The sequence below is a fragment of the Microcystis sp. LE19-10.1B genome (assembly GCF_027530565.1).
Classification (GTDB): domain Bacteria; phylum Cyanobacteriota; class Cyanobacteriia; order Cyanobacteriales; family Microcystaceae; genus Microcystis; species Microcystis aeruginosa.
Map to the genome: position 1 here is coordinate 1 of NZ_JAPZQM010000047.1, position 4,915 is coordinate 4,915.

5 protein-coding genes and 2 pseudogenes are annotated in these 4,915 nt (G+C 43.6%); 4 read left to right on the top strand and 3 right to left on the bottom strand.

Annotated elements, in window-relative coordinates:
* Positions 1-427: 427 nt before the first annotated feature.
* From O9332_RS01800 to O9332_RS01815, 4 genes are all read left to right on the top strand, one after another.
* Entirely contained in the window at positions 428-739 is a 312-nt protein-coding gene (locus tag O9332_RS01800; protein WP_002758813.1) for a ferredoxin, read from the top strand.
* A 207-nt stretch (positions 740-946) separates the two neighbouring features.
* A complete protein-coding gene (locus O9332_RS01805) occupies positions 947-1,711 on the top strand; it encodes an MBL fold metallo-hydrolase (RefSeq protein ID WP_284526102.1) in 765 nt (254 codons plus the stop codon).
* Positions 1,671-2,216, top strand: a complete 546-nt coding sequence (locus O9332_RS01810; RefSeq protein ID WP_002786812.1) for a rhodanese-like domain-containing protein — start codon at positions 1,671-1,673, stop codon at positions 2,214-2,216. Before O9332_RS01805 ends, O9332_RS01810 begins: the two co-directional genes overlap by 41 nt.
* A gap of 201 nt (positions 2,217-2,417) precedes the next feature.
* Positions 2,418-3,296, top strand: coding sequence for a sulfite exporter TauE/SafE family protein (locus tag O9332_RS01815; RefSeq protein WP_002758816.1), 879 nt, complete (start codon positions 2,418-2,420; stop codon positions 3,294-3,296).
* Between the two features lie 153 nt (positions 3,297-3,449).
* On the opposite strand, the gene hemC is transcribed toward O9332_RS01815, so the two are convergent.
* The 3 genes and pseudogenes from hemC to O9332_RS01830 all read right to left on the bottom strand — a co-directional run.
* Positions 3,450-4,409, bottom strand: coding sequence for a hydroxymethylbilane synthase (gene hemC, locus O9332_RS01820; protein ID WP_002758817.1), 960 nt, complete (start codon positions 4,407-4,409; stop codon positions 3,450-3,452).
* A 206-nt stretch (positions 4,410-4,615) separates the two neighbouring features.
* A pseudogene (locus tag O9332_RS01825) lies at positions 4,616-4,783 on the bottom strand (element excision factor XisI family protein); the annotation flags it as partial.
* Between the two features lie 4 nt (positions 4,784-4,787).
* A pseudogene (locus O9332_RS01830) lies at positions 4,788-4,915 on the bottom strand (IS630-like element ISMae27 family transposase); the annotation flags it as partial.

Here is a 4,915-nt window from a genome sequence, read left to right on the forward strand (position 1 = left end):
TTCAAAAACCTTGCATTATCCTTCTTGTAGTACATCGCTTGGTACACAAAACAAGGGCAACAAAGCCTGAAACGACTGGCTCCTGACGACCGGCTACTGACTCCTACCCCCAGGAAAAACTTTTTCAGCAGACCCTAATTACACATTTCGATCAAGCTTTTGCTCCTTGCCTATCTTCACTAGGAAATTTATTTTGCATGACTACTTATTACCTAAAGATTGATGAGATTATTTAACGATTGATCCACAACTATCGGGGGTTATTTACCTAAGAGATAAGTAAATATTATTTTAAGTTTATTTAAGGCTGTCATTACTAATGCTAAGTTGAGCCGGGTAAATTTTCCTGTAGTATCAAAAGGAAAACTCATTCGACCCGTTCAGTTTAAACGGCGAGAGAAGGGATTTTAAGACTGAGGAACAACCTATGGCAAAAAAAACAAAGACAACCACTTATAAAGTCACCCTGAAAACACCTGGTGGCGACCAGACAATTGATGTTCCCGATAATGAATATATTCTCGAGGCAGCAGAAGCAGAAGGATTAGATTTACCCTTTTCTTGCCGTGCTGGTGCTTGCTCTAGTTGCGCTGGTCAAATCGAATCTGGTAGCGTTGATCAGTCTGATCAATCCTTCTTAGATGATGATCAAATTGAAGCGGGTTATGTCCTCACCTGTGTCGCCTATCCTACTTCTGACTGTGTGATCGTCACCCACAAAGAAGAAGATTTGTACTAATTTAACTCAATATTTATTTGGGGGTTAGATACTCCAACAATAATAGAGCGGGAACTGCAAGAGCGACAGTTCTCGCTTTATTTGTATTTTTGCCTCTTGACTCGACAGTGAGATACAGCCAAAAAATTAATCCTGCTAGAGGTTTTCTACAAATTCATAATTATATGGTAGTATAGTTATAAAGTTATATAAAGGGAGTCAGAGATAATGCTATTCCGTCAGATGTTTGATCCCGAAACCAGCACTTATACTTATTTGATTGCCGATCCCGTCAGCAAGGAAGCGGTATTGGTGGATCCAGTGCGGGAACAGGTGGAAAGGGATGATCGGCAATTACAGGAGCTAGGATTAACGCTAAAATACTGTTTAGAAACCCATATTCACGCCGATCACGTCACAGGAACTGGAAAATTAAGGCAAATCACAGGCTGTCTGGGTATAGTTCCCGAAAATGCTCAAGTAGCCTGTGCTGATCGCCATCTGGCAGATGGAGAGGGATTGTTACTAGGAAATATCACCATCAAAGGGATCGCTACTCCTGGTCACACCGATAGTCATCTAGCCTATTTAGTCAATAACAGTCATATTTTGACGGGAGATGCCCTATTTATCCGAGGTTGTGGTCGTACCGACTTCCAAAGCGGCGATGCTGGTACCCTCTTTGATTCGGTCACGCAAAAACTTTTCACTCTCCCCGATAGTACCCTAGTTTATCCCGGCCACGACTATCGCGGTTTAACTGTCTCCACCATTGCCGAAGAAAAACAATACAATCCCCGTTTTGTCGGACGTAACCGCAGACAATTTATCGAGTTTATGAACAGTCTTAATTTACCAGATCCCAAAAAGATCATGGAGGCAGTTCCCGCTAACCAAGGCTGCGGTAATTTAGGAGTTGTTTTAGCTTCAAGATCCATTCAGGAGATTAACGATGACCAATACCACAAATCAGGCAAAATTACTAGAATTTGATGCCCATACTTTAAAAAACTTAATTGAGCGTCGAGAAGTTTGCTTAATTGACGTGCGAGAACCGGGGGAGTACGCAAGCGATCGCATTCCAGGGGCGAAATTAGTACCACTTTCCAGTTTTAACCCCGATTCGATCGCTTTTGACCCCAATCAAACCCTAGTTCTCTACTGTAATTCCGGCAGCAGATCCACTGTAGCAGCACAAAAACTGATTGCGGCAGGATTTAGCCAAGTTGCCCAGCTTAAAAACGGCTTAAATACTTGGAAAAGTGCGGGTTATGCCACCGAAAAAGACCAAAATGCGCCAATTAGCCTATTCCGTCAGGTGCAGATCGTCGCTGGTTCCTTAGTAGTCCTCGGAACAGTATTAGGAGCCTTTCTCTCGCCTTGGTTCCTGATTTTAAGCGGTTTTGTCGGTTCTGGTCTAGTTTTTGCGGGGATTAGTAATACCTGTGCTTTAGCTATGCTTCTGGCTAAACTTCCCTATAATCAACCCCATCAGTAAGCAGTAATCAGTCATCAGTAATCAGTAACCAGTAAATAATGAAATATGATTTGCTGATAACTGATAACAAGAGAAGAATCTAAAACCTAAGATGTACTTAGTTTCTAGCCTTCTTTTTAGGTAGGAGAATTGTCAGATTCTTTACTTGGGGCCTGTTGCCTTCAGAAACTGATAACTGATAACTGATAACTGATAACTGAAATGACTTGGTTAATTGGACATTTATTAGCCGTTTGTACGGGGATTAGTCTGGGATTGTTAGGAGGAGGAGGTTCTGTACTAGCATTACCGATTCTAGTCTATGTGATGGGAGTACCGACCAAATCTGCGATCGCTATGACGCTTCTAGTCATCGGTAGTGTCAGTTTACTCGGCACGATTCCCCACTGGAAAAAAGGCAACATTAACTTAAAAACCGCTTTTATCTTCGGTTCTGCCACGATGGTAGGGGCTTTTTTGGGAGCAAGATTAGCCACATTTCCCTTTGTCACTGCCACCTTCCAGATGCTCCTGTTTGCGACACTAATGCTCCTAGCGGCAGCCTTTATGATCCGCAGATCAGCACAGATAGATAATCCTGATTATAAAGCCCGCGATCGGCAAAAAAATCTGACTCTCTACCCCCAACCAGTCTGCCGATATTGCTGGCTCTGGTTAATGAGCGAAGGAATTGCTGTGGGTGTCCTGACGGGATTAGTTGGGGTTGGGGGAGGCTTCGCTATCGTTCCCGCGCTGGTATTATTGGGTAAAATCCCCATGGTTCAAGCGATCGCCACTTCCCTGCTGATTATTTTCCTCAATTCTGTAGCCGGATTACTGGGTTATTTAGGTCATATTAGCGTCGATTGGCAGTTAACCCTATCCTTTGCTTTTGCGGCTGCTCTCGGTACTCTTATCGGTTCCTATCTGGGACAGTTTGTGTCCGCAAAACAGTTACAAAAAGGTTTTGGTTATTTTCTCTTAGCGATCGCAACTTTAGTTTTAATTCAAAATCGTCACATCTTGCACAATTTCCTGACTCCGAAAGGCAATTCTATCATCCCGGCGGAGAAGACTATCAATCGAACTGAAGTCAATTAAATCTCGATACTGGGAGAATTGCTGCAATACTGATCAGCTGCTTGCCTATCCACATCACTTGTTAAAACTGCATGGGAGAGGCACTGGAGCTTTTTGCTGTTTAAGACTGATAACTGATAACTTACCCACTGATAACTTATCACTGATCACTGATTATCGTCCCACTTCAGTGAAAATCTGGGCTAAAATCTCTCCAGCACCAGCCTCGCGCACTTTATGGGCTAAATCTCGTCCTAAGACTTCCCCATGGCTAGGATCACCGCTAACCGAGTCCTTAATCAGGCGCTTACCGTCGAGACTAGCCACCATACCCGTTAAAGTTAGGATACCATCCTCGATCGCCGTATTCACTCCGATGGGAACTTGACAACCCCCCTCCAACTCCCGTAAAAAAGCGCGTTCAGCATAGCATCTATCGCGGCTAGGGGCGTGTTCCAACACTTTTAGGACTTCCAAAACCTCTGGATCAGCATCGCGGCATTCTATCCCTAAAGCCCCCTGTCCCACCGCATGGAGAGAAATTTCCGCCGGAATAACCTGATGAACTCGATCGCCTAATCCTAACCTTTCCAATCCCGCTACTGCCAGAATAATCGCGTCGTATTCTCCCGCGTCCAGTTTTGCCAGACGGGTGTTAACATTGCCGCGCACATCCTTAAAAGTCAGATGGGGATAATGGTAACGCAACTGGGCCAATCGCCGCAGGGAAGAAGTCCCCACTACCGCACCTTCTGGTAAAGTGTCTAATTGATAGTCTTGGTTTTCGCTATTTACCACCAAAGCATCGGCCGGATTAACTCTTTCGGTGACGCAACCCAAGATTAAGCCTTCCGGCAACTTAGTGGGCAGATCCTTGAGAGAATGGACGGCAAGATCGATCGATCTATCCAAGATTCCCACTTCTAATTCTTTGGTAAATAAACCCTTATCACCGATTTTCGCCAGGGCCACATCGAGAATTTTATCGCCTTGGGTACTCATCGTCTCCACCTCAAACTGTCGATGGGGGTGGTGTTTACTCAATTCTGCCTGTACCCAATAGGTTTGTACTAGGGCTAACTGACTTTTACGGGAACCGATACGCAGGGAACGAGGAGGACTAGAAACGGACATATCTGAAGTAGGAATTTAACTAAACATCTATCTGACTGCTCGATCTAGACTATCCTGATCTCACCCCTGTTGAGTAATCACTTTCTAGCTTAGGCATAAATAGTTACATCTCTTAATATTTTTAGACAAATAGGGTTATGGGGTTTTCGGGAAGGGGTCAAAGTTTTAAGGTCAGTGGTTCGGTTTCTGCGTTGGTATCTAAAAAATTAACCGACTGCAAACCCTGTATAGGGTCTAACTAAAGGTTCATGAAGAGCTAAGACAATATCCTCTTTAGGAACACCTAAATTAACTAATTCATTGGCGATTCCCACTTCAGGGACATCATGTTGAACCCAAATTTCGCCATTTTTTATATCAAGATGTAATACCAAATTTCTAAATTCCTGACAGACATAGAGCTTCTAAAATCCAAGACCATCCCGTTAAATACCCGATAGTGTCATTGGATAAACGATTTAAAAGAGCATCGAGTTTATCTCTTAAAGCATCAAGAGATTCAAAAG